The 21,749-nt window shown below is 62.8% G+C and carries 21 protein-coding genes and 2 pseudogenes; 13 read left to right on the top strand and 10 right to left on the bottom strand.

All coding sequences use genetic code 11. From position 1 onward, the window contains the following. Positions 1-146: 146 nt before the first annotated feature. The gene (locus WCJ41_RS08245; RefSeq protein WP_336905370.1) at positions 147-764 is read left to right on the top strand and encodes a MarC family protein; all 618 of its coding nucleotides are present in this window, start codon (positions 147-149) and stop codon (positions 762-764) included. On the opposite strand, the gene WCJ41_RS08250 is transcribed toward WCJ41_RS08245, so the two are convergent. From WCJ41_RS08250 to WCJ41_RS08265, 4 genes are all read right to left on the bottom strand, one after another. Next, positions 755-2,203 carry a Na+/H+ antiporter NhaC family protein gene (locus WCJ41_RS08250; RefSeq protein ID WP_336905371.1) on the bottom strand — a complete coding sequence of 483 codons (1,449 nt, stop codon included), beginning with the start codon at positions 2,201-2,203 and terminating at the stop codon, positions 755-757. The two genes, WCJ41_RS08245 and WCJ41_RS08250, sit on opposite strands and share 10 nt — an antisense overlap. A gap of 12 nt (positions 2,204-2,215) precedes the next feature. Then, positions 2,216-3,463, bottom strand: a complete 1,248-nt coding sequence (gene arcA / locus WCJ41_RS08255; RefSeq protein ID WP_336905372.1) for an arginine deiminase — start codon at positions 3,461-3,463, stop codon at positions 2,216-2,218. Positions 3,464-3,481: 18 nt separating this feature from the next. Further along, positions 3,482-4,888, bottom strand: coding sequence for a basic amino acid/polyamine antiporter (locus WCJ41_RS08260; RefSeq protein ID WP_336905373.1), 1,407 nt, complete (start codon positions 4,886-4,888; stop codon positions 3,482-3,484). A 169-nt stretch (positions 4,889-5,057) separates the two neighbouring features. Next, the gene (locus WCJ41_RS08265; RefSeq protein ID WP_336905374.1) at positions 5,058-5,486 is read right to left on the bottom strand and encodes a hypothetical protein; all 429 of its coding nucleotides are present in this window, start codon (positions 5,484-5,486) and stop codon (positions 5,058-5,060) included. A gap of 13 nt (positions 5,487-5,499) precedes the next feature. On the opposite strand from WCJ41_RS08265, the pseudogene WCJ41_RS08270 reads away from it, so the two are divergent. Continuing rightward, positions 5,500-6,258: pseudogene (locus WCJ41_RS08270) on the top strand (ATP-binding cassette domain-containing protein); the annotation flags it as partial. A 1-nt stretch (position 6,259) separates the two neighbouring features. Then, a complete protein-coding gene (gene mmsB, locus WCJ41_RS08275; protein ID WP_336905375.1) occupies positions 6,260-7,462 on the top strand; it encodes a multiple monosaccharide ABC transporter permease in 1,203 nt (400 codons plus the stop codon). 21 nt (positions 7,463-7,483) lie between these two features. Here the strand turns inward: mmsB and puuE are convergent. The 3 genes and pseudogenes from puuE to WCJ41_RS08290 form a co-directional block, all read right to left on the bottom strand. After that, positions 7,484-8,356, bottom strand: a pseudogene (gene puuE, locus WCJ41_RS08280) (allantoinase PuuE); the annotation flags it as partial. 109 nt (positions 8,357-8,465) lie between these two features. Next, positions 8,466-9,104 carry a phosphoribosyltransferase family protein gene (locus tag WCJ41_RS08285; protein ID WP_336905376.1) on the bottom strand — a complete coding sequence of 213 codons (639 nt, stop codon included), beginning with the start codon at positions 9,102-9,104 and terminating at the stop codon, positions 8,466-8,468. After that, complete coding sequence (locus WCJ41_RS08290; protein WP_336905377.1) at positions 9,101-9,853, bottom strand: BtpA/SgcQ family protein; 753 nt, start codon at positions 9,851-9,853, stop codon at positions 9,101-9,103. Before WCJ41_RS08290 ends, WCJ41_RS08285 begins: the two co-directional genes overlap by 4 nt. A gap of 68 nt (positions 9,854-9,921) precedes the next feature. Between WCJ41_RS08290 and WCJ41_RS08295 the strand changes: the two genes are divergently transcribed. From WCJ41_RS08295 to WCJ41_RS08340, 10 genes are all read left to right on the top strand, one after another. Next, positions 9,922-10,821, top strand: coding sequence for a LysR substrate-binding domain-containing protein (locus WCJ41_RS08295; protein ID WP_336905378.1), 900 nt, complete (start codon positions 9,922-9,924; stop codon positions 10,819-10,821). Positions 10,822-10,986: 165 nt separating this feature from the next. Next, the gene (locus WCJ41_RS08300) at positions 10,987-12,120 is read left to right on the top strand and encodes a spermidine/putrescine ABC transporter substrate-binding protein (protein ID WP_336905379.1); all 1,134 of its coding nucleotides are present in this window, start codon (positions 10,987-10,989) and stop codon (positions 12,118-12,120) included. A 133-nt stretch (positions 12,121-12,253) separates the two neighbouring features. Continuing rightward, entirely contained in the window at positions 12,254-13,111 is an 858-nt protein-coding gene (locus WCJ41_RS08305; RefSeq protein ID WP_336905380.1) for an ABC transporter permease, read from the top strand. Next, a complete protein-coding gene (locus tag WCJ41_RS08310) occupies positions 13,108-13,908 on the top strand; it encodes an ABC transporter permease (RefSeq protein ID WP_336905381.1) in 801 nt (266 codons plus the stop codon). Before WCJ41_RS08305 ends, WCJ41_RS08310 begins: the two co-directional genes overlap by 4 nt. Continuing rightward, positions 13,908-14,969 carry an ABC transporter ATP-binding protein gene (locus WCJ41_RS08315; protein WP_336905382.1) on the top strand — a complete coding sequence of 354 codons (1,062 nt, stop codon included), beginning with the start codon at positions 13,908-13,910 and terminating at the stop codon, positions 14,967-14,969. Before WCJ41_RS08310 ends, WCJ41_RS08315 begins: the two co-directional genes overlap by 1 nt. A gap of 6 nt (positions 14,970-14,975) precedes the next feature. Beyond that, positions 14,976-15,230: a hypothetical protein gene (locus WCJ41_RS08320; protein ID WP_336905383.1), complete on the top strand. Its 255-nt coding sequence runs from the start codon at positions 14,976-14,978 to the stop codon at positions 15,228-15,230. Positions 15,231-15,357: 127 nt separating this feature from the next. Further along, the gene (locus WCJ41_RS08325) at positions 15,358-15,906 is read left to right on the top strand and encodes a prepilin peptidase (RefSeq protein WP_336905384.1); all 549 of its coding nucleotides are present in this window, start codon (positions 15,358-15,360) and stop codon (positions 15,904-15,906) included. A gap of 143 nt (positions 15,907-16,049) precedes the next feature. Beyond that, positions 16,050-16,997 (top strand): acetamidase/formamidase family protein, encoded by a 948-nt coding sequence (locus tag WCJ41_RS08330; RefSeq protein WP_336905385.1) that lies wholly within the window; start codon positions 16,050-16,052, stop codon positions 16,995-16,997. A gap of 159 nt (positions 16,998-17,156) precedes the next feature. After that, on the top strand, positions 17,157-17,687 hold the full coding sequence (locus tag WCJ41_RS08335; protein ID WP_336905386.1) for a hypothetical protein: 531 nt from the start codon (positions 17,157-17,159) through the stop codon (positions 17,685-17,687). A gap of 55 nt (positions 17,688-17,742) precedes the next feature. Further along, positions 17,743-18,747, top strand: coding sequence for a phosphotransferase (locus tag WCJ41_RS08340; protein WP_336905387.1), 1,005 nt, complete (start codon positions 17,743-17,745; stop codon positions 18,745-18,747). Here WCJ41_RS08340 and fabG read toward each other — a convergent pair. From fabG to WCJ41_RS08355, 3 genes are read right to left on the bottom strand one after another with little or no spacing between them, the layout of a single operon-like run. Continuing rightward, complete coding sequence (fabG, locus tag WCJ41_RS08345) at positions 18,744-19,508, bottom strand: 3-oxoacyl-ACP reductase FabG (protein WP_336905388.1); 765 nt, start codon at positions 19,506-19,508, stop codon at positions 18,744-18,746. The genes WCJ41_RS08340 and fabG overlap by 4 nt on opposite strands. Before the next feature lie 12 nt (positions 19,509-19,520). Continuing rightward, entirely contained in the window at positions 19,521-20,129 is a 609-nt protein-coding gene (locus WCJ41_RS08350; RefSeq protein ID WP_336905389.1) for a TetR/AcrR family transcriptional regulator, read from the bottom strand. A 49-nt stretch (positions 20,130-20,178) separates the two neighbouring features. Further along, complete coding sequence (locus WCJ41_RS08355; protein ID WP_336905390.1) at positions 20,179-21,735, bottom strand: ABC transporter substrate-binding protein; 1,557 nt, start codon at positions 21,733-21,735, stop codon at positions 20,179-20,181. Between the last annotated feature and the right edge of the window lie 14 nt (positions 21,736-21,749).

Raw genomic sequence — 21,749 nt, forward strand, 5'->3', positions numbered from 1 at the left:
TGAGGCTCCTCGCTTGTGGGTCGGTGGGCTCAGGCCAATTTGAGGATACATGACACGATTTGGCAAGCGGCGTGCGCCATCCTGCGATCATTGGCATTTGCACGCCCGATGCACTATCGTGTTCACACCGAGGGACGGGGAATGCCGTGAATTACATCTCGAATGAATTCGTACTGCTGCTGGTGACCATCAATCCCTTTGCGTCGGTTCCGGTGTTCCTGTCGGTCACCGCGAAGATGACGCCGGCCGAACGCAACCGGACCGCACTCAGGGCCTGCCTCATCGCCAGCGTGATCCTGCTTTTCCTGCTGGCGCTCGGGCAACTGTTCCTCGAGAAGATCGGCGTCACCCTGCCCGCGCTCCGCATCGCGGGCGCGCTGGTTCTCCTCATTCTTGGGCTCCGCATGGTGTTCGGCGAGGTGCCGGGTGGCAGCCCGGAGAGCGACGCGCCGGCAGGCGACGTCGCGGTGTTCCCGCTGGCCATGCCGATGCTGGCGGGCGGAGGTTCCATCGCCGCCATCGTGGCGATGACCGACCACACGGTAAAGACGATCGCCGAGCAGGCCGTCACGGCCGTGGTGATGCTGGTGGTGATGGCGGTGATCTATGCCGTGTTGCGCTCTGCCGAGACGATCCAGAAGGCGATTGGCGATACCGGCACCAATGTGATGAGCCGCATCATGGGCCTGGTGCTGGCAGCCCTTGCGGTGCAGACCTTCTTCAGCGTCTTCGGGCCGCTGCTGGGACCGTCCGTCTATCCCTGACCGACGGCCGTCCGCGGCATGCGGATATTGAGGAAGGCCAGCGCGATCACAACGAGCGGGCTCATGAAGCTGAACAGCGCATAGGGCGCATAGTGCCACGTCCCCACGCCCAGCGTCGCCGCCATGTAGGCACCGCAGCTGTTCCACGGCACGATGGCCGATGTGGGCGTGGCCGTGGCCCCCACGGCGCGTGACAGCACGACAGGCGCAAACCCCAGCTTGGCGAAGGCCGGCTTGAACATGCGGGCCGGCAGCACGATGGCGATGTACTGGTCCGCCGTCACCACATTGGCCGCGACCACCGAGCCGACCGTGGCGGTCATCAGCGCACCCGTCGACTTTGCGCGGTCGACGATGGGCTGGATCAGCCGGTCGAGCACGCCGGCCTTCTCCACCACGCCGCCGAAGGCCAGCGCGGTGATGACCAGCCAGATGGTGTTGAGCATGCTGTCCATGCCGCCGCGCGACACCAGCTGGTCGATGGCGGCATTGCCGGTTTCCGTCTTGTAGCCATTGGCGAGTGCCAGCCACACACCCTTGATGAGGCCGAGCACATGCGGCAGGTCCTGCGCATTGGCATAGGCGATGACCCGCTCGGGCGAACCCACCACCGCCACCACCCCGCCTGCCAGCGCGCCGATGAAGATCGCCGTGAATGGGGGCACCTTCAGCAATGCCAGCGCGGCCACCAGCACCAGCGGAATGAACAGCAGGGGCGAGGTGGGGAAGAATTCGCGGATGGCGACGATCTTGTCGGTGGCATCGAAGTCACCGGGCTTGCCCAGCCACCAGAACAGCACCAGCGACAACAGGAGCGCGATGGACGAGCTGAGCGCCGTCTCGCGGATATGCTCGTAAAGCCCGACGCCCACCGTGCCCGAGGCGAGGTTCGTCGAGTCCGACAGCGGTGATGTGGTGTCGCCGAAATAGGCGCCTGAGATGATGGCGGCAGCGGTGATGGCGGGGTCCAGCCCCATGTTGGCGGCAATGCCCATGAAGCCCACGCCGATGGTGCCCGCCGTGGTCCATGAGCTGCCGATCGAGGATGAGATGACCGCGCAGACGACCGCCGTCGTCAGGTAGAAATAATTTGGGCTGAGGATCTGGATACCATAATAGACCATGGCGACCAGCGTGCCGCTCATCGCCCAGGTGCCGATCAGCGCACCCACCGCCAGCAGGATGAAGACCGCACCGATCCCGGAGCTGACGCTGTCCACCGCTGCCTTGTTGAGGGCCGCCAGCGAATGGCCGCGCCGCCACGCCACGAGCACGGCGATCATGGTGGCCACGGTAAGCGCCACCTGGCTCGGCCCCGAGGCCCCGCCATCGCCGAAAAGGAAATAGGACAGGCCAACGAGAATGACGAGGCTCGCCACCGGAATGATGGCCTCGATCAGGCCAAGCGGCTGCGGCTGAACCTCGTCTTTCTCGCTCATCCCTGCGTCGGCTTAGAAGTCGACCGCGTCGCGGATGATCGGGCAGGTCATGCAGTGGCCGCCGCCGCGGCCGCGGCCAAGCTCGGAGCCGGAAATGGTGATGACCTCGATGCCTTCCTTCCGCAGCAGCGTGTTGGTGTAGGTGTTGCGGTCATAGGCATAGACCACGCCGGGCGAGGCGCAGACCAGGTTGGCGCCGCTGTCCCACTGGGTGCGCTCGCGCATGTAGGCGGTGCCGCCGGTCTCGACGACGCGCATCTTCTTGATGCCCAGCGCGCCCGCCACGGTCTCCACGAAGGTGCCCTCGTCCTTGCGCAGCTCCACGCCCGAGGGATGGCTGCTCGGACGATAGGAGAAGGCCGAGATGTGGTTGACGATGTCCGGGTAGAGCAGCACGCAGTCGCGGTCGGCGAAGGTAAAGACCGTGTCGAGGTGCATGGCGGCGCGCAGCTTGGGCATGGCCGCCACGATCACGCGCTCTGCCGCACCCTGCCTGAACAGCGACGCGGCAAGCTGGCTGATGGCCTGCCTGGAGGTGCGCTCGCTCATGCCGATCAGCACATTGCCCTTGCCGATGGGCATCACGTCGCCGCCTTCCAGCGTGGCAAGCCCGTGATCCTTGGTTGGGTCACCCCACCAGAAATTCACCTTGCCGGCGAAGTCCGGGTGGAACTTGTAGATGGCGGTGGTGAGGATCGGCTCCTCGTGGCGGGCCGGCCAGTAGAGCGGGTTCAGCGTGCAGCCGCCATAGATCCAGCAGGTGGTGTCTCGCGTGTAGAGCGTGTTAGGCAACGGCGGCAGAAGATACTCGGTTTCGCCCGCAGCCTCCCGGATGACCTTCAACGCCTCGCCGCCGATCTTCTCCGGGAATTCCTCGGTCGAAAGCCCCCCGATTAGCGTCTCGGCGAGATCGCGGTCGGACAGGCTGTCGAGATAGCTGCGGATCTCGTCGATGAGGCCAAGGCCCACCTGGTCCGGAACGATCTGGTTGTCGAAGATCCACTTGCGGGCTTCGGGGATGGCCATGGTCTCGGCGAGAAGATTGTGCATCTCGACGACATCGACGCCGCGGTCGCGCATCTTCTGCACGAAGTCGAAGTGGTCGCGCTTGGCGGTCTCGACCCACAGCACGTCATCGAACAGCAGCCGGTCGCAGTTGCTGGGGGTCAGGCGCTGGTGGGCGCGCCCGGGCGCGCAGACCATCACTTTCCGCAGCTGGCCGACTTCGGAATGGACGCCAAACTTCGTATCGCTGGACATGTTCAATGCACCTTTCGATTAGGGAGTGATGGCGCCGGACAGCAGCCCCCAGGCCCCGATGAGGCCCGCAGCTGCGGTAACGGCGAAGATGATAAGATCGCGCGGGGAGAACAGCGGCAACTTCCAGTCCTTGCGCGCCCAGACGTAGAGAATGGTGCCGGGCACGTAAAGAACGGCAACCAACAGCACGTATTTAAGACCCGCCGCGAGGAACATGAAGAGCACGTAGATGACCGCGATCCACGAGAAGATCTGGTCGCGCCCGCGCTGGTGCTCGACACCCTCATAACCCTCGCCGCTGCGCGCCAGCAGCACGCCATAGCCGGCAACGAGCAGATAGGGCAGCAGCGTGGTGACGCTCGTCATGTCGAGCATGAAGTTGAAGGCGTCGCGCGACCAGTAGGTCGAAATCACGAAAAGCGAGACGACCGCATTGGTCAGCCACAGCGCATTGGCTGGAACCCGGTTGGCGTTCTGGTTGCCGAAGATCTTCGGCATGTCCTTGGATTTCGACGCTGCGAACATTACCTCAGCGCAGATCAGCGACCAGGCGAGATAGGCGCCGAGCACCGAGATGAGAACGCCCACCGAGATGAAGATGGCGCCCCAGTGGCCGACGACCGATTCGAGCACGCCGGCGAGTGACGGCTGGCGAAGCCCCGCGACCTCTGACTGCATCATCGAGGCGTAGGGCAGAAGCGTGATGGCAACCATCAGGCCGGTGACCCCGACGAAGCCGAGGATCGTGGCGCGGCCCACGTCGGCGCGTGTCTTGGCAAAGCGCGAATAGACGCTCGCACCCTCGATGCCGAGGAACACGAAGACGGTGATCAACATGGTGTCGCGCACCTGCTGAAACAATGGCTTCACCGGCATGTCGGCACCGCCGAAGAAATTGTCGGCGAACTGCGCATAGTTGAACACGAAGATCAGCGCGATGATGGTCACGATGATCGGAACGATCTTGGCGACTGTCACGACCGAGTTGATGAAGGCCGCCTGCTCCACGCCCTTCAGGATCATGAAGTGGAAGGTCCAGATGCCGATCAGCGACACGACGATGGCGGTCACCGTGCTGCCGCCGCCGAACACCGGGAAGAAGGCGCCCAGCGTCGAGCCGATCAGCACCCAGTAGAACACATTGCCGAGGCAGGAGCCCAGCCAGTAGCCGAAGGCCGAGAGGAAGCCCATGTAGTCGCCGAAGCCCGCCTTGGCATAGGCGAACACGCCGGCATCGATGTCGGGCTTTCGTTCGGCCAGCGCCTGGAAGACGCGCGCCAGCATGTACATGCCGGTTCCGGCGATGGTCCAGGCGATCATTGCACCGAAGGGCCCTGTCGCGGCGCCAAAGCGCCCCGGCAGATTGAAGATTCCAGCACCCACCATCGAGCCCACCACCATGCCGGTGAGGGCCACGAGAGACATTTTTCCGGCTTGCGGCGATTGACTCACGTCGTTTTCTCCCTTTGCGCGGGTGGCGACCCGCAGGGCAGGTTTGTCCCGCCATTTTCTGCAAATCTTTAACTTTGGATTGACATGTTATGCAAGTGCCTGTGGTGACACACGGGCGTTAGGTTTTTGATCCCCTGCTGCTTCAGCGCGGGCCGAGCAAAGCCTGCAGCGCGACGAACAGGATGAGTGCAGCTGCCATGGTGAGCGTCGACACTTGCCATTGATGGGCTTGCGTCTCGAAGCGTGTCACGAGTATTGCGAGGCGCGGCGCCTGCCGCTCGATGACAGCGATGAACTGCGCTCCAGTGTCTCCCGGCGAGAACCGGGGCAGCTGCGTTCCCGCCGCAGCGAGTCCCCACGCAACAACAGCGCCCGCTGCGATGGGCCATGCAAGTTCGAAAAGCACCCCGGGCGTCAGCGCATAGGTGGCGGAAACCCCCGTTACAGCTGCAAAAAGGCTCCACTGCAGCAGTGTTGCTGCAATTGCTGCGGCGATCCACGCGGCGGGTGACAGCAGGTCCTGCTTCGGGCCGCCCGCCGCCGCCCGCACCAGGCGCAGCAAATGCAGCATCAGCACCGTGCTGGATCCGATCTTCGAAGTGAAGAACTGGAACGTCTTCCACCCGCTCCATGCCGACCGGCAGATGATCAAGGACGTGAACTTCCACGTCTGCAAGGGCGAGGTTGTTGGCATTGCGGGGCTCATGGGTGCCGGTCGCACCGAACTCGCCATGTCGATCTTCGGTCGTGCCTATGGCCAGAAGATTTCCGGCGAGGTGTTGCTGCACGGCAAGCCTGCCGACGTCAGCACGATCCCCAAGGCCATGGATGCTGGGCTTGCCTATGCCACGGAAGACCGCAAGACCTATGGCCTGGTGCTCATCGACCACATCAAGCACAACGTGACGCTCGCCAATCTCGAGGGCGTGGCGGCGAAGGGCGTGGTTGATGACCTCGAGGAGCTGAGCGTTGCCAACAAGTACCGCAAGGACCTGGCGATCCGCTGCTCCAGCGTGTTCCAGACCACCGTCAACCTCTCCGGCGGCAACCAGCAGAAGGTGGTGCTGGCGAAGTGGCTGTTCTCCGGCCCCGAGGTGCTGATTCTCGACGAGCCGACGCGCGGCATCGACGTCGGCGCCAAATACGAGATCTACGGCATCATCAATGAGCTGGCGGAAGCCGGCAAGGCGGTGATCGTCATTTCCTCCGAAATGCCGGAGCTGCTCGGCATCTCCGACCGCATCTATGTGATGAACGACGGCCGGTTCGTGGCCGAAATGCCGGCAAAGGAAGCCTCGCAGGAGAAGATCATGCGGGCCATCATGAAATCATGGGAAGACTGACATGACCGACGTGACCACCCAGGCCGCCCAGACGCCGAGCCTCTCGCGCTTCCTCAAGGCCCATGTGCGCGACTACGCGCTGCTGATTTCGCTGCTCGCCATCATGATCTTCTTCCAAATCACCACCGACGGCACGCTGTTCAAGCCCGTCAACATGACCAACCTGATCCTGCAGAACAGCTACATCGTCATCATGGCGCTGGGCATGCTGCTGATCATCGTGGCGGGCCACATCGACCTGTCGGTCGGCTCGGTCGCGGGCTTCATCGGCGCCGTGGCGGCGGTGATGATGGTGAACTGGAAGGTGGACCCGTTCCTCGCAGGCATCGCCTGTCTGGCACTCGGCGCCGTCATCGGCGGCGCGCAGGGCTATTTCGTCGCCTATTACAAGATACCGGCCTTCATCGTGACGCTCGCCGGCATGCTGGTGTTCAAGGGCCTTGCCTTGACCGTGCTGGGCGGCGCCTCCGTCGGGCCCTTCCCCAAGGTGTTCCAGCTGCTGAGCTCGGGCTACGTGCCCGATATCTTCAACTTCACGCTGAACGGCCAGCCCTTCAACCTTCTGGCGCTCGTCATCGGCATCGTGGTGACGGGGCTCATCATCTTCTTCAACTACCGCACCCGCCAGAACCAGCAGAAGCACGGGCTGGCCGAGGAGCCGGACGTGATCTTCTACGGCCGCAACATCCTGATCGCCGTGGCGCTCATCGGCTTCTCCTGGCTCATGGCCAGCTACAAGGGCCTGCCCAACGTGCTGATCGTCATGTTCGCGCTGATCGCGCTCTTCGTGTTCCTGACGACGCGCACCACCTTCGGCCGCCGCGTCTATGCCATGGGCGGCAACGAGAAGGCGGCGAAGCTTTCGGGCATCAACACCGAGAGGCTCACCTTCCTGATCTTCGTGATCATGGGGGCACTCGCCGCACTCGCAGGCCTCATCTTCGCAGCGCGCCTCAACGTGGCGACACCCAAGGCGGGCCTGGGCTTCGAGCTTGACGTCATCGCCGCCTGCTTCATCGGCGGTGCGGCGACAACGGGTGGCGTCGGCAAGGTGGTGGGTGCCGTCATCGGCGCCTTCATCATGGGCGTCATGAACAACGGCATGTCGATCATGGGCATCGGCATCGACTGGCAGCAGGTGATCAAGGGCGCGGTGCTGATGCTCGCGGTGTTCCTCGACGTCTATTACAAGAACAAGGGCTGAGGCATCGCCTCAGCCGAATGTCTTGTGCCAGTGCCGCGCAATGTCGATGCGGCGCGGGATCCACACCTTGTCGTGCGCGCGCACGTAGTCGATGAACTTCGCAAGCCCCACCGCCCGGCCGGGCCGCCCGGCAAGGCGACAGTGCAGCCCGACTGACATCATCTTCGGGCTGCCGCGGCGGCCTTCCTCGTAGAGGCAGTCGAAGCTGTCCTTCAGGTACTGGAAGAAGTGCTCGCCGGTATTGAAACCCTGCGGCGTCGCAAAGCGCATGTCATTGGCATCGAGCGTGTAGGGGATGATGAGGTGCCTTCCCCCGTCCGCCTTCTTCAGGAAGTATGGAAGGTCATCCGAATAATCATCCGATGAATAGAGGAAGCCACCCTCCTCCATCACGAGCTTCGTGGTGTTCATCGAGCAGCGCCCGGTATACCAGCCCAGCGGCCGCTCACCCGTGACTTGCTGGTGCAGCCGGATCGCCTCGGCGATCTGGCGGCGCTCCTCGTCCTCCGGCATATCCTTGTGCTCGACCCATTTGAGGCCGTGGCTGGCGATCTCCCAGCCCGCTTCCTGCATCGCCTGAACCTGGTCCGGCGCGCGCGCCATGGCGGTGGCGACGCCATAGATGGTGAGCGGCACCTTCCGCTCCGTGAACATGCGCCACAGCCGCCAGAAGCCGGCACGCGCGCCATATTCATAGATCGATTCCATGTTCCAGTGGCGCTGGCCCACCCAGGCCTGCGCGCCAACGATTTCGGAGAGAAAGGCCTCGGAGGCGGCATCGCCATGGAGGATGTTGTTCTCGCCGCCCTCCTCGTAGTTGAGCACGAACTGCACGGCGACATTGGCGCCGCCCGGCCACTGCGGGTCGGGAATGGCCCGGCCATAACCCTTCATGTCACGCGGATAGGACGTCACAACTCACCTCCGGATAGCTTCGCCACATTGGAATGGTGCGATACTACCCGAAGCCGCCAGCGTTGGAAGTGCTCTCCCGCCGCAACCGTCAGCGCACGGTGGGGAATACCAGTTCCGGCTTGTAGCTCTTGAAGCTCTCGAGCTTCTGCGCGTTGCACTCTGTCTGCCAGCGGCTGCCCTGAACGACGCCCGACACGCAACGGTACTTGGCGCGGTAGGCGTCGGTTGCCGCATTCTCTTCGATGGCGACTGCCGCGAGGCCGACCACCGTGCCGCCCTGCCGTTCGACCAGGCGGATCGCGCCATCCATGGTGCCGCCGGTTTCAACCCACTGGTCGGCGAGCAGCACCTTGGTACCGGGGCCGAAGGCGGGCTGGCGCATTTCCATGTCCTGGGTGCGGCCGGAGTAATTGGAGAAGCTCACCTTGTCGGTGTCGACGCACAGCTTGCCCGCCTTGCGGATCGGCAGGAAGCCCACGCCCAGCCTGGTGGCCAGCGCCGAGCCCAGCACGAAGCCCATGGCATCGAGCCCGCCGACCACGTCGATGGTCAGCCCCTTGAGATCGGCCACGAGATCATCCAGCAGGTCATGGAAGGCCTCGCCGTTGATGTAGATCGAGGTCGGGTCCAGCCATGCGAATTTCGGGCCCTTGGTATTGGGCGCCATGAGGTTGAGATACCAGCGGTCGTCGCGCGGACCCTGATTGCGTTCCGAGCTGCGGCTCATGACTTGGCTCCATGTTCACGGGTGAGTTTCAGAAGGCGGGCGAGCTTTGCAGGCTCGATGTTGTAGAAGTCGCCGTCACGGTTGATGCCGGTGGCCACCATGAAGCCGTCGACGTCAGCCATGTAGAGATGCGCATTGTCGGGCGTGATGCCCGATGCCAGCGTCAGCGCCTGATCCCCGATGGCGCGGCGGAATGTGGTGATCTTGGCTCTGTCGACGGCCTTGCCGGTGGCAACACCCGAAGTGCACACCGCATCCATGAAACCCGTCGCAAGGCGTGCAGAATATTCGTAGTGCTCCGGCGCCACTTCGCGCTGCTTCTTGAAACAGGTGCCGCCGGTGTAGAGCCCGCTCCAGCCGGAGGTCGCGAGCGCTGCGGCAATGTCCCTGGCTTCCACTTGGTCATCCGCCGCGCGCCGCTCGTCGATGCGCGCGTCATCCGCCCAGTAGCCGTCAACCGCAACGCCATCGCGCTTCAGCTGGCCCAGCACGGGGAACGCGTCCTTTCCCGTCACCGCCAGGAAGTTTACGCCCATCCACAGCGCTGGGAACATCGCCCGCACATGTGCGATGATGGGCAGGAAGCGCTCCACGCCAAAGTCATGATTGATGAGGAAGCAGCCAGGCGCCCCCTCCTCCACCAGCACGCGGACATTGCGCACCGCCTGTTCGTTGTCCGTCACGTGGATCACCGGCAGCACCGCCGGCCCCACGCACTTGAACAGCTTCCTGAAGTCTTGGCGTTTCATGGCCCAAAACTACGGCCTTGTGCGAATTACGGAAATTTATAATGATGATGCAAGCATAAGGAGTGGCAATGCGCGCCATCAACCTTCCGACCGATCTCCTGCGGGCCTTCGTCAGCGTCATAGACCTCGGGGGCTACACCCGCGCGGCGGATGCGCTGGGCCGCACCCAGCCTGCCATTTCCCTCCAGATGAAGCGATTGGAAGAGCTGCTGGATGCCAAGCTTCTGGCGCACGAGGGCCGTGAGCTGAAGCTCACCGAGGAGGGCGAAGCGCTCGCCGTCTATGCCCGCCAGCTCCTGCGGCTGAATGACGAGGCGGTGGCCAAGCTCAAGGGCCGCGCCGCCAAGGGCCAGCTGCGCGTCGGCCTTCCCACCGATTTCTCGGTCGCCTTCCTGCAGGACTCGATCATCGATTTCGCGGGTGAACAGGCAAAGGTCACGCTGTCGATCACCTGCGACCTCTCCCGTAAGCTGCTCGACCTGCTGCATGCCGACGATCTCGACATCGTGATTGCGCTACTTGCGCGCGACAAGAACCCGTATCTGGTGAGAAGCTGGGACGAACGCCCGATCTGGGCCGTGGCCAAGGATTTTCCTGTGAACAAGTCCGTGGCCGTCCCGCTCGTAACCCACCCCGAGGGCTGCGAATACCGCCGCCGCATGACGGCGGCGCTGCGCGCCGAGGGGCGGGACTGGCGCGTGGCCTATACAACACCCGACATCGGCGGCTTGCAGCGCGCGGTGAGTGCCGGCATGGGCGTCACCGCGCTCACCCGCAAGACGGTGCTGCCGGACATGCGGATTCTCGCGTCCCGCGAGGGTTTTCCGGCCATGGAGCCCATCCACATCGGCCTCTTCTACAAGCACCAGCGCCTGTCGGGTGCGGGCCTGATGCTGGTCGATTCGCTCATCGCCCGCATGGACGAGGCCGCCGAGCCTGCCCCGACCAAGGCATCTGCCGCTCGATAAGCGGGCGTCATGCATGCATTAGCAGCATAAATTTCCCGAATGTCTCGGGGAGGGATACGTTTTGCAACGACGCGCTGGACCTCGGCAGCAAGACATGATGGCATGCGCGCTCAGGAGTAGGAAACAACCGCCGGCAATCCTCCGGCCCCAAGGGAGACGAAACGCATGCCGAAAGTCCTCAAGCCGACACGCCGCGATGTTCTGAAATACGGCGCGGCCGCCGCCACAACCGCACTCTGCACGCCTTACGTAAGCCGTGCCTGGGCCGACACCGTGGAGATCAACATGCTCGCCTGGTACGGCCACGGCGAACCGGACGTGGTGGGCGAGTTCGAAGCCGCCAACAACGTGAAGTTCAAGCCCAAGTACTATGCCGGCGGCGACAACATGATGGCGCTGATCTCGCAGTCGCCCCCCGGCACCTATGACGTCATCCTGTCGGACGCCGAGTTCGTGCAGCAGCTCAATGCGGCGGACTACATCGAGGAGATGAACCCGGCGGACTATCCCTTCGACGACATGCTCTATGCCGACTTCAAGCAGTTCCCCGGCCACTGGAAGGACGGCAAGCTCTATTCCATGATGGTGCGCTTCGGCCACCTTGGTGTCTCCTACAACACCACCGCCATGTCCGAGGCCGAGGCCATGAGCTACAAGGCCTTCTGGAAGCCGGAGATCAAGGGCAAGCTCGGCCACTTCGACTGGCACCTGCCGAACCTTGGGCAAATGAGCCTCACCAACGGCAACGGCGCAAAGCTTTGGGACCAGGACGAGGCCGGCTGGAAGAAGATCCAGGAAACCACCATGTCGCTGCGCCCGCAGGTCGGCGGTTTCTTCGACTACGGCGGCACCTTCAACGGACTGAAGAACAACGAGATGATGGCCATGGCCGGCATCGGCGATTGGATCACCGGCGTGCTGGAGCGCGATGGCGCGCCAGTCAAGTCGGTCGTGCCGAATGAAGGCGGCATCCAGTTCACCGAGTCCTGGTCCATCGGCAAGGGCACGCAGAAGGCCGACATGGCCAAGAAGTTCATCCAGTACATGATGTCGCCTGACGGCCAGGTGCACTCCGCCCGCATGCTGGCCTATCCGGCCTTCTGCGTCACCAAGGGCGGCCGCGCCAAGCTCAACGAGGTCGATCCGAAGGAAGCCCAGCGCACCGGCCAGGTGGACGGCATGCCGAACGACCCGATCACGCTGATCAAGGATGGCCGCATCCACTATCGCAACATCCCGCAGCAGCAGAGCCTCGAGGACTGGAACGAGTTCTGGCAGGAATACAAGAACGCGTCGTAACCTGTTCACGTCTCCTCTAAACCGTCATCCCGGCGAAAGCCGGGACCCAGCTTTCCTCACGTACTGAAATATAGCTGGGCCCCGGCTTTCGCCGGGGTGACGGCAAGAGTTGGGCGAAGAAAAACACACCACCATGACCACCAGGCCCACCACCAAGCCCGACACCTACGCGATCGCCTGGCGGTTGCCGCTGATCATCTGGCAGGGGCTGTTCTTCGTCGGGCCGCTGCTCTTCATGGTGGCCATGTCGTTCTTCCTGGTGAAGAACTACCGCATGGAAGTGGCCTTCCAGTTCTCCAACTGGCAGCGCATGCTGTCCAAGGATTTCTTCTGGGACGCCTATTTCTTCACGCTGTGGCTGGCCCTGCTCGCCACCATCATCACCAGCTTGGTCGCCTTCCCCGCCAGCTACTTCCTCGCCTTCAAGGCCAGCGAAAGGCTCAGGCGCTGGGCCATCTTCTTCCTCATCATTCCGTTCTTCACCAGCTATCTGGTGCGCATCTTCGCCTGGCAGGTCATCCTCGCGCAAAGCGGCGTCATCAATGCAGGGCTTTCCTATCTCGGCCTCGGGCCGTGGCAGATGCTGAACACGCAGTTCGGCACCATGGTCGGCTATCTCGTCCTCTGCCTGCCCCTGGCCGTGATCCTGCAGACATTCTCGCTCGCCAACATCGACAAGCGCCTCGTCGAGGCCGCGCATAATCTGGGCTGCGGGCGCCTGCGCACCGTCTTCACCGTGGTGATCCCCTTGGCCAAGACAGGCCTCGTGGTCGCCGCTGTGTTCTGCTTCATCCTGTCCTTCGGCGACTTCGTGGCGCCCTATTATCTCGGCGGCTCCAAGCCACCCACGCTGTCGATCATGATCGTCGACACGTCCAAGTCCGGCCAGCAATGGCCGCGCGCTGCGGTGGTCGCCATCACCATGATCCTCACCCTTCTCGTCGTGGCCTTCTCCGCCATCGGCTTCGCTTACAGGAAGCGTGGCAAATGAAGGACGACAAACTCCTCCGCTGGGTTCTGACGTTTTATACGGCGCTGGTCTTCCTCTTCGTCTTCGCGCCCATCGCGGCCAGCCTCGTCTTCTCCTTCAACTCGGATCGCTTCCCGACGATCCCGCTCGGTTCCTTCACCACCGACTGGTACGTCAAGGCCTTCAGCAACCCGGAGGTCTGGGACGCCGCATTGAGGAGCCTCATCGTCTCCTCCGTCACCGCCGTCATCGCCACCGCCATCGGTTTCTCGGCAGCCTATACGGATTATCGCTACGACTTCGTTGGCAAGAAGGCCTTCCTCATTCTCTCGCTTCTGCCGCCCACCATCCCGCTCATCATCCTCGCACTCGCCATGCTGGGTTGGCTGTCGATGTTCAATGCCTCCGGCATGACCATCTCCATCATCATCGCCCACACCGTTCTCTGCGCGCCCTTCGCCATGGCGGTCATCCGGTTGCGCCTGAACCAGATGGACCCCAACCTCGAGCCCGCGGCATGGAACCTCGGCGCGTCGGAATGGGTGACCATGAAGTCCGTCGTCATCCCCTTCACGCTCCCCTCCATCATCGCCAGCCTGTGCCTCACGGCGGCGGTTTCCTTCGACGAGTTCGCAGTGGCCTGGTTCGTCTCCGGCCTCAACAAGACGGTGCCCGTGGTCATCCTCGAAATCCTCACTGGCAACATCGACCCGCAGGTCAATGCCATCGGCACCGCCGTCTTCCTCGTCTCGATCACCCTCGTTGTCATTGCGCAGGTCCTCGTCCTCAGGCCTGCGAAGAAACCGGAAGCAGCCTGATGGCCGAGCCCCTCGTCGTCTTCGAAAATGTCGTGAAGCGCTTCGGCACCTTCGAAGCGGTGAAGCGCATGAACTTCGAGATCCGCGAGGGCGAGTTCCTGGCCTTCATGGGTCCTTCGGGCTGCGGCAAGACGACGACGCTCCGCATGCTGGCGGGCCTCGAGCAGCCGACCGAGGGCGACATTCGCCTTGCAGGCAAGTCCCTCGTCGACGTCAAGCCGCATGAGCGTGACACGCCCATGGTCTGGCAGTCGCTCGCCCTCTTCCCCTTTCTCAATGCCCGCGAGAATGTCGAGTTCGGCCTCAAGATGCGCGGTATGGATAAGCCCGCGCGCCGCAAGAAGGCGCTCGACTGGCTGGAGCGTCTCGGCATCGGCGAATTCGCCGAGCGTGACGTCAACTCGCTGTCGGGTGGCCAGCGCCAGCGCGTGGCACTCGCCCGCGCGCTCGTCACCGAGCCGAAGATCCTGCTGCTCGACGAGCCGCTCTCCGCACTTGATGCCCATCTCGTCATCCGCATGCAGGGCGTTCTCACCAAGCTCCAGCGCGAGCTCGGCATCACCTTCGTCTACGTCACGCACTCGCAGTCCGAGGCCTTCGCCATGGCCGACCGCGTGGTCATCATGTCCAAGGGCGAGATCGCCCAGATCGGCTCGGCGCGCGACATCTACCGCACCCCTGCCTCGCGCTTCGTCGCCGAGTTCGTCGGCCGCAACAACATCTTCGCCGGCACCGTCAATTCCGCCGGCAATGTCGAGACGGCGGCCGGCACCTTCACGCTGGACGGCAAGGCCAGGCCCGGCGAGAAGGTCAGCTTCGTCGTCGCCGCCGATGTCGTCTCCCTCGCCACATCGAAGCCCGCCGCACCGAACGTCTTCACCGCGCAGCTCATCTCGGAGGAGTTCGTGGGCTCCATGGTCACCCTGTTCTTCGAGGCGCCGGGCGACACCGAAATCAAGGTCCAGGTGCAGGAGCGCTCCCTCGAAGGCATCCCGCGCGAGCCGGGCCAGCAGCTCTTCCTCTCCTTCGATCCATCCCACGCCCATATCCTGAAGGGTTGACGCAACATGATCCGCAATCCCATCCCCTGGCCCAATGGCGCGCGCTGCGCCTGCGCCATCACCTTCGACATGGACGCGGATTCGCTCATCCACATTTCACGTCCGAAAGATGGCCACGACCGGCTCTACCCCATCTCCATGGGCCGCTACGGGCCGACCGTCGCCGTGCCGCGCATCCTCGACACCTACCGCAAGTATGGCCTGAAGCAGTCCTTCTTCATCCCCGCCTGGTGCCTGGTGCGGCTTTCGGCAAAGCCGTGAACGGGAGGCTGTTGACCCTCTGGGGGCAGATCGTGGCTCGCCGGTCGTTCAAAGATCCGGAGCATCTGGCGAACAACCGAGAAACTCGCTACCACCGGATAACTGTCAACTTTCTGGTCCCGTCGTCATGCTTGCGCTTGCCCTGTCGATCATTCCCTTTCCATTCGCATTCCTGATCATCCTGGGGGCGCTCAGCGACCTGTCGAGTTTCAGAATCCCCAATGCGGTACCCTATGGGCTCGTTGTTCTCTTCGCACTGCGATCGATACTGGGGTGGCTGAACACGCCATTCCTGCCAAGCCTGTCATTCCACATTCCTCCCTACTGGATCGATGTCGCGATCAGCCTGGGAATTGCACTGGTCGTGCTGATCGTCTCGATCATCTTCTGGCAGCGCGGATATATCGGGGGTGGCTATGCCAAGTATCTGGCGGCCACATCGCTCTGGATGGGCCCGATTGGCGTCGTTCAATACATGGTCATCCTGTCGGCACTGGCCCTCGTCATGGCCCTCATTTTGAAACTGTCATCGCGCTGGGGCTTCCTGGTGCATGCGGGCAGGCTCCCCGCCTTCGTGAAGAGGCTGTTTGCCAAGATCGAAGACAACCAGCTCCCTTATGGCTTTCCCATCGGGATCGCGGCCCTCATAATGATCCCCCAGATCTTCAAGGCCTGACCTTCCCTGCCAACCTTGCAACACATTGGCTTTTAAACGATAAATCCTTCGAAGTGATATGCGCCAAGGACGCGCTGTCGGCTGATCGAACCGGAAGATGCTCCCTTCCCAAGCAGGGCGGGAGCTTCGTCATTGAGGGCACCATGAAGAAGCACGTCTGCAACCATACCATCCACGACCACCAGTGCCACTTCGGCTGGAACCGTGACAATCCGCCCGTCGTCCGCATTGCGCCGGGCGAAACGGTGGAGTTCAATCCGGTTGATTCTTCCGGCGGCCAACTCAACGCCAAGTCAACACTGGCAGACCTCAAAGCGCTCGACTTCGGCAAGGTGAACCCTGTCGCGGGCCCCGTCTTCATCGAGGGTGCCGCGCCCGGCGATGCCATCAAGGTAACCCTGCTCGATTTTGCGCCCTCGGGCTGGGGCTGGACGGCCAACATCCCCGGCTTCGGCCTGCTGGCGGACCAGTTCAAGGACCCCGCCCTTCACATCTGGAAGTATGACGCCACGACCATGGCGCCCGCCATGTTCGGGCCCGGTGGACGCGTGCCGCTGAAGCCCTTCTGCGGCACGATCGGGCTGGCGCCCGCCGAAGCGGGCCTGCACTCCGTCGTGCCGCCGCGCCGCATGGGCGGCAACATGGATATCCGCGACATGGCCGCTGGAACCGAACTCTACCTCCCGGTCGAAGTGGCGGGCGGCCTGTTCAGCGTCGGGGACACACATGCCTGCCAGGGCGACGGCGAAGTCTGCGGCACGGCCATTGAGAGCCCCTGCTCGCTGCAGGCCAGGTTCGAACTGGTGAAGGGCGCCAATCTTCCCTTCCCGCGCTTCACCACGCCGGGCCCTGTGTCGCGCCACCTCGACGTCAAGGGCTACGAAGTGACCACCGGCATCGGTCCCGATCTCATGGACGGCGCCAAGGCCGCCGTCTCCGGCATGATCGACCTGCTTTCGAAGCGCTACAACATGAACGCCGTCGACGCCTACATGCTGTGTTCGGTCTGCGGCGACCTGCGCATCAGCGAAATCGTGGACATGCCGAACTGGGTCGTCTCCTTTTATTTCCCGCGTGTCGTGTTTGAGTGACGAATTACGACAGCTGCGCGCTTTCGGAAAACTCTGCTTCCAACTGGCACCCAGTAAGCTGAAGGGTCCCGCCAGTGAGATATGGCGTCCATGTGGATCAACTCAGTTGCAGCGTGACGGCACGTGATAATTGCGCGATGATCCGCGGGCGGCATAACCATGATGCGACCACAAATCCGACCCGGCATTTTCATTGGCCTGCAGAACGGCATGGCAGCAGCATTGTTCGCCACCCTGCTCGCCGCCGAACTCAACCGCCGTCTTCTCTATACCTACCCGAATTCCGGCGCGCTGTGGTGGTTCTCCACACTTGCCAACCGCACCGTCATGCCACTGCTACGCCAGATCGACAGGCTGTTCGGCACGCCTGACAAACTGCTCCTCGTCCTGCTGGCAGGGATCGCCATCCCGCTACTCGCCTGGCGGACGCGCTATTGGTTTGCAACGGCTTTGTCCGGCCATCTGACACTCGCTGCACTGGCCATCATCACCTATTCGGTTTTCCAGCGAGGCCGGCTGGGGTTGCAGTGGACCGACCTTCCCGACGCGCTCGGCACCATGAACATGCCTGCACTCGGCCTCGCCCTCCTCGCCCTGTGTCTCCTCGTTCTGGTCATGTGCATCGCTGATCACGTAGCATTCATCCGCTTCTTCGTGTCGCTCATCAGAAGACTTCTGTTCAAAGAATGATGTCTTTGATTTGCTGTACTTGTGAACGCCGTGTGGCGCCTGGCAGGACGTCGGGATGACCCAGTCGCGCGCACATGAGGACCGATTGGAGATCCTGCTCGATGCCGCCAACCGCGCGGTGGCGCTCTACGATGTGCCGGAGGCAAGCAAGGCAACGCTTCACAACCTCTCGGAAAACGCCACCTACCGCATTGAAGCACCCGATGGACGGCGCTGGGCGCTGCGCATTCACCGCGAAGGCTATCAGTCACGGCAGGCTATCGCCTCGGAGCTCGCATGGGCCGTGGACCTGCGCCGCTCAGGGGTCGTGACAACACCCAATCCGCTACCGGGCAGGGACGGAAACCTGATACAACATATCGCGCACCCGCAGCTGATGGGTCCGCGCAACGCCGTGCTCTTCGACTGGGAGAATGGCAAGGAACCTGCCATCACCGATGATCTCGCAGGATCCATGGAAGCACTGGGCGAGATCGCCGCGCGCATGCATGTTCATGCGCGGCAATGGCCGAGGCCTTCATGGTTCACCCGCCATAGCTGGGACTTCGACTCGGCTCTTGGTGAAAATCGGCCTCACTGGGGCCGCTGGCGCGAGGGCGTAGGCATGGATCGCGAGAAGGAGCAGGTGTTCCAACGCACCGTCGATCTGATCGGCCGACGATTGACTGCATATGGCATGGGACGTGAGCGCTTTGGCCTCATCCATTCGGACTTGCGGCTGGCCAACCTGCTGGTCGATGGCCAAACGGTGAAGGTGATCGACTTCGATGACTGCGGCTTCAGCTGGTACATGTATGATGCCGCGTCACCCGTGTCCTTCTACGAGCATGAGCCTCAAGTGCCGGAACTCATCGAGAACTGGAAGACCGGATACCGCAAGGTGTTGCCGCTCGCGAAGGAGGACGAGGCGGAAATACCAACCTTCGTCATGCTCCGCCGCATCCTGCTCGTCGCCTGGGTCGCCTCACACATCGAGGCTGAATTCCCGAAGTCGCTCGGAGCGGGCTACACCGACGGCAGCCTCGCCCTGTGCGAGGACTATCTGCGGCGATTCTCCTAAGACAGCGCCATGAGGCTTTCGGGAAGAACCTGCCCGCCGTCGACAATCAGTGTCTGGCCTGTGACGTAACCTGCCTCCTTCGAGGCGAAGTAGAGCACCGCATGGCCGATATCCTCGACAGAACCGAGACGGCGCAGCGTAACGGACGCTGTCATGTTGCGCTCGTAGTCCGGCCCGGCCTCTGCCAGGCCCTCCGTCACGATGTTGCCCGGCATCACCGCATTCACGGTGATGCCATGGCTTGCGAGTTCGATGGCCGCTGTGCGCATGAAGCCGAGTTGGCCCGCCTTCGACGCGCCGTAATGCGCCCAGCCCGGATAACCGGTAACCGGTCCGGTAATCGACGACGTCAGCACGATGCGACCCTGGTTTGATGTCTTCAGATATGGCAGCGCAGCCTTCACTGTGTTGAACGTGCCCTTGAGGTTGGTATCCATGACGTAGTCCCAATCGGCGGAGCTCATCTGCTCAAGCTTGGCAGCCGGAAAGATACCGGCGTTGGCGCACAGAACATCAATGCCGCCATGGCGCCGCGCCACTTCCTCCATGGCCCGCTCGAGCGCACCTGGTGAAGTGACATCTGCCGGCAGCCCGAAGGCGCCATGCCCGACTTCCTTCGCGGCCAGTTCCGCCTCTTCGCCATGGCGGGAAAAAATGGCAACCTTCGCCCCAGCCTGCGCAAACACCCGCGCGATTCCCTTGCCGATGCCCTTGGAACCACCGGTGATCACCACCGAACGGCCCTGAACCGAATGCGTCATGCGTGTCTCCACTTAATTTGTCGCCGTGAGCACGGCTGCGAGGGTACGACGGCACAGGTCCTTGGCGCGCTCGAGTGACAGCAGGCTCTGGTCGATGCATTGCTCGAGCCACAGCCCGTCGACGAGCGAGATGAGGATGGTGGCGATGTCATAGCTATCGACCTTGACACCCTTTCCACGCGCGAAGGCGGAGATCGCGCGGGCGATGCGCTCACGGTAGAGCGCATAGTTCTTGCGGTGCTCGACCTGCAGGGTCGGGTTCACCGCGATCTCGCCCCACAACGCGAGCCAGACATTGAGATAATCGCGGCTGAGGAAGGTGTCGGCGAACATCATGTCGACCAGCTCGTCGATGCTCTGCGGCGTGGCTTCCGCGCGGTCGAGGTTCTCCAGCACCTTGACGTAGATCGACGCATAGAGGGCGGCGAGCAGCGCGTTCTTCGAGCCGAAGTGATGCGTGATCAACCCGCGTGACGTGCCTGCTTCATGGCAGATATTGTCCACCGTGAAGCCCTGGATGCCGCCCTTGGCGAGGCAGGCGATGGACGCCTCAATGAGCCGCGCCCGGCGTTCGTCCGGGGCGATGCGTTCGAATTTCGGTGTCGTTGCTTTCTTGGCCATTGCTATCCGGGGAACAGGGGCGTGAGAAAACTCACGCCCCCATGTTGCCTCAGGCCTTCGTGAACTGCGTCGGGTCCGGGTGACCGTCTGCCAGGATCACAGGATTGATGTTCGAGCGGTAGATCGCGAGGAAGGGTTCGAAGCAGACGAAGATGAAGCCGCCTGAGTCTTCCATCAGGTCCTCCATGTGGTTGAAGATTTCCTTGCGCTTGGCATCGTCCTGCTCGACGAGGCCCTTCTGGTAGAGGTCCTCAAACTCCTTCGAGTCGAAGAACGACCAGTTGTAGACGCCGATCTGGTCCGGGCGGAACCACACCAGGTTCTCGGTGGGGTCAATGCCGCCGGCGAAGTTCATCAGTACCATTTCGATGTTCTTGTAGCCGTCGCCCTGCGTCTTGTCGCCAAGCGCCCAATAGGCGGCATCTTCCGTCGGCTGGATGTTGACGGTGATTCCTGCCTCGCCAAGGCTCGACTGGATGATCTGCGCGGTGGACTGCGAGACCGAGTCGGTGAGGCAGTAAAGGTTGAGTTCGAGGGTCGAAACACCCGCCTCCGCCAGCAACGCCTTGGCCTTCTCGATATCGCGCGTGGCAATCTTGTTCTTCTCGCGGGCGAATTGCGTGCCGGGCTGCACGACACCGGCCGAACGACCCGTAAGACCATCATAGGAGCCCTGCAGCACCGCATTGCCATCATAGGCATATTGGATCGCCTGGCGGACGCGCGGGTCCTTCAGCTTTTCGGCATTCATGTTGATGGTGAGCCAGACATAGCGCGTCGACTGCGCCTCGATCAGCTTCGAATCCTTGGGCATGTTGGCCTTGAGCGCCTTGGCCGCACTCAGTGCCACGCGCGTATAGTCGAAGGAATCCGCCTCGTAGGCCAGCAGCGCTGTCTGGTCATCGGTGACGATGAAGTACTCGACCTTGCTGAAGGCCGGCTTCTCGCCCTTCCAGTCCGGGTTGGCGACCAGCGTCACCTTCTGGTTCTGCTCCCACTTGTCGAGCAGGTAAGGGCCGCACTGCGCTGGGATCTCGGTGGTGTAGCTGCCGCCCGCCTTCTCGACGGCCGCCTTGCACACGATGTGGCCGCCATAATAGGGCAGCGAGATGTAGACGAAGGGCTTGAACGGCTCCTTCAGGTGGATGAGGCCGGAGTGCTGGTCGAGCACTTCGACATTGTCGAGCTTCTCGAACTGGTAGGCCCATGCCGAGTCGGACCCCTTGATGCGCTCGAAGGAGAATTTCACGTCCTCCGCCGTCACCGGGCCGAAGCCGTTGTTCCACGTCAGATAATCATGGAGCGTGAAGGCGATGGTCTTCGGGTCCTTCCACTCGAAGGTCTTGGCGGCATAGGGCGTGATCTTGTTGCCGTCGCGCATGTCGCCCAGGCGGACCAGTGTCACCTGCGTGCAGCGCGGGATGATGTCGTCAAGCTCGCCAATGATGCCCTTGGGGTCCAGCACCTGCAGGTCCGCGGTGGCGCGCAGCCGCAGCGTGTCGCCGTCGGCAGCCCAGGCGAAGTGCGGCCTCGCGGCGATGCCCGCGAACAGGGCGCCGCCCATCGTCAGGAATTTGCGGCGGTCAGTGCTCCAGTGAAGTCCCATGGTTTCCTCCTTGA

Source organism: Aestuariivirga sp. (assembly GCF_037139295.1).
GTDB lineage: Bacteria > Pseudomonadota > Alphaproteobacteria > Rhizobiales > Aestuariivirgaceae > Aestuariivirga.

Excerpts from the sequence above, each read along its gene's own strand:
- WCJ41_RS08250 (WP_336905371.1), bottom strand. The coding sequence starts at position 2,203 with ATGAGCGAGAAAGACGAGGTTCAGCCGCAGCCGCTTGGCCTGATCGAG.
- arcA (WP_336905372.1), bottom strand. The coding sequence starts at position 3,463 with ATGTCCAGCGATACGAAGTTTGGCGTCCATTCCGAAGTCGGCCAGCTG.
- WCJ41_RS08260 (WP_336905373.1), bottom strand. The coding sequence starts at position 4,888 with ATGTCTCTCGTGGCCCTCACCGGCATGGTGGTGGGCTCGATGGTGGGT.
- WCJ41_RS08265 (WP_336905374.1), bottom strand. The coding sequence starts at position 5,486 with ATGCTGCATTTGCTGCGCCTGGTGCGGGCGGCGGCGGGCGGCCCGAAG.
- mmsB (WP_336905375.1), top strand. The coding sequence starts at position 6,260 with ATGACCGACGTGACCACCCAGGCCGCCCAGACGCCGAGCCTCTCGCGC.
- WCJ41_RS08285 (WP_336905376.1), bottom strand. The coding sequence starts at position 9,104 with ATGAGCCGCAGCTCGGAACGCAATCAGGGTCCGCGCGACGACCGCTGG.
- WCJ41_RS08290 (WP_336905377.1), bottom strand. The coding sequence starts at position 9,853 with ATGAAACGCCAAGACTTCAGGAAGCTGTTCAAGTGCGTGGGGCCGGCG.
- WCJ41_RS08295 (WP_336905378.1), top strand. The coding sequence starts at position 9,922 with ATGCGCGCCATCAACCTTCCGACCGATCTCCTGCGGGCCTTCGTCAGC.
- WCJ41_RS08300 (WP_336905379.1), top strand. The coding sequence starts at position 10,987 with ATGCCGAAAGTCCTCAAGCCGACACGCCGCGATGTTCTGAAATACGGC.
- WCJ41_RS08305 (WP_336905380.1), top strand. The coding sequence starts at position 12,254 with ATGACCACCAGGCCCACCACCAAGCCCGACACCTACGCGATCGCCTGG.
- WCJ41_RS08310 (WP_336905381.1), top strand. The coding sequence starts at position 13,108 with ATGAAGGACGACAAACTCCTCCGCTGGGTTCTGACGTTTTATACGGCG.
- WCJ41_RS08315 (WP_336905382.1), top strand. The coding sequence starts at position 13,908 with ATGGCCGAGCCCCTCGTCGTCTTCGAAAATGTCGTGAAGCGCTTCGGC.
- WCJ41_RS08320 (WP_336905383.1), top strand. The coding sequence starts at position 14,976 with ATGATCCGCAATCCCATCCCCTGGCCCAATGGCGCGCGCTGCGCCTGC.
- WCJ41_RS08325 (WP_336905384.1), top strand. The coding sequence starts at position 15,358 with ATGCTTGCGCTTGCCCTGTCGATCATTCCCTTTCCATTCGCATTCCTG.
- WCJ41_RS08330 (WP_336905385.1), top strand. The coding sequence starts at position 16,050 with ATGAAGAAGCACGTCTGCAACCATACCATCCACGACCACCAGTGCCAC.
- WCJ41_RS08335 (WP_336905386.1), top strand. The coding sequence starts at position 17,157 with ATGATGCGACCACAAATCCGACCCGGCATTTTCATTGGCCTGCAGAAC.
- WCJ41_RS08340 (WP_336905387.1), top strand. The coding sequence starts at position 17,743 with ATGACCCAGTCGCGCGCACATGAGGACCGATTGGAGATCCTGCTCGAT.
- fabG (WP_336905388.1), bottom strand. The coding sequence starts at position 19,508 with ATGACGCATTCGGTTCAGGGCCGTTCGGTGGTGATCACCGGTGGTTCC.
- WCJ41_RS08350 (WP_336905389.1), bottom strand. The coding sequence starts at position 20,129 with ATGGCCAAGAAAGCAACGACACCGAAATTCGAACGCATCGCCCCGGAC.
- WCJ41_RS08355 (WP_336905390.1), bottom strand. The coding sequence starts at position 21,735 with ATGGGACTTCACTGGAGCACTGACCGCCGCAAATTCCTGACGATGGGC.